This window comes from Streptomyces sp. NPDC049597, from assembly GCF_040675505.1.
Taxonomy (GTDB): domain Bacteria; phylum Actinomycetota; class Actinomycetes; order Streptomycetales; family Streptomycetaceae; genus Streptomyces.
In genome coordinates, this window is the sequence record NZ_JBFAOY010000081.1 from 1 (window position 1) to 1,525 (window position 1,525).

A 1,525-nucleotide genomic window follows, 5' to 3' on the forward strand; every position below is an offset into this window, starting at 1 on the left:
CGCCCCGTTCGGGCCCCGCGCGGTACGGAGCTGAGCGCTCTGGGCTGGCAGCAGGAGGCCGCGTTGCGGATGCTGCAGAACAATCTGGATCCGGAGGTGGCGGAGCATCCGGACAAGCTGGTGGTGTACGGCGGTACGGGGAAGGCGGCGCGGGACTGGCGTTCGTTCGACGCGATGGTGCGCACGCTGCGGACGCTGAAGCAGGACGAGACGATGCTGGTGCAGTCGGGTCGTCCGGTGGGGGTGATGCGGACGCACGAGTGGGCGCCGCGGGTTCTGATCGCGAACTCGAACCTGGTGGGTGACTGGGCGAACTGGGAGGAGTTCCGGCGTCTGGAGCAGCTGGGGCTGACCATGTACGGGCAGATGACGGCCGGTTCGTGGATCTACATCGGCACGCAGGGCATTCTGCAGGGCACGTATGAGACGTTCGCGGCGGTGGCGGCGAAGAGGTTCGGCGGCACGCTGGCGGGGACGATCACGCTGACGGCGGGTCTGGGCGGCATGGGCGGTGCGCAGCCGCTGGCCGTGACGATGAACGACGGTGTGGCGATCTGTGTGGACTGCGATCCGCGGGCGATCGAGCGGCGGATCGAGCACCGGTACCTGGACGTGCGGGCCGATTCGCTGGAGGAGGCGCTGCGGCTGGCGGTCGAGGCCCGTGACGCGCGCAGGCCGTTGTCGATCGGTCTGCTGGGCAATGCGGCGGAGCTGCTGCCGCGGATGCTGGCCGAGGGTGCCCCCGTGGACATCGTCACCGACCAGACCTCCGCGCACGATCCGCTGTCGTACCTGCCGGTGGGTGTGGACTTCGACGGCATGGGCACGCTGGCGGCCAAGGACCCGGCCGGGTTCACCGCCCGTGCCCGTGAGTCGATGGCCCGGCATGTGGAGGCGATGGTCGGGTTCATGGACGCGGGTGCGGAGGTGTTCGACTACGGCAACTCGATCCGCGGCGAGGCCCGGCTGGCGGGCTATGAGCGGGCGTTCGCGTTCCCGGGTTTCGTGCCCGCCTACATCCGGCCGCTGTTCTGCGAGGGCAAGGGCCCCTTCCGCTGGGCCGCGCTGTCCGGTGACCCGGCCGACATCGCCAAGACGGACAAGGCGATCCTGGAGCTGTTCCCGCAGAACGAGTCGCTGGCCCGGTGGATCAGGATGGCGGGTGAGCGGGTGCACTTCCAGGGGCTGCCGGCGCGGATCTGCTGGCTTGGCTACGGCGAGCGGGACAAGGCGGGTGAGCGGTTCAACGACATGGTGGCGAGCGGTGAGCTGGCCGCGCCGCTGGCCATCGGCCGGGATCATCTGGACTGCGGTTCGGTGGCCTCTCCGTACCGGGAGACGGAGTCGATGCTGGACGGGTCGGACGCGATCGCGGACTGGCCGCTGCTGAACGCGATGGTGAACGTGGCCTCGGGTGCGTCGTGGGTGTCGATCCACCACGGCGGTGGTGTGGGCATGGGCCGTTCGATCCACGCGGGGCAGGTGTCGGTCGCGGACGGCACGAAGCTGGCGGGCGAGAAGGTCC

1 protein-coding gene is annotated in these 1,525 nt (G+C 70.0%); it reads left to right on the plus strand.

What is annotated here, in order from left to right; translation table 11 throughout:
* A partial coding sequence (locus AB0K02_RS34010; protein ID WP_365996466.1) for a urocanate hydratase occupies positions 1-1,525 on the plus strand: 1,525 nt, incomplete at both ends.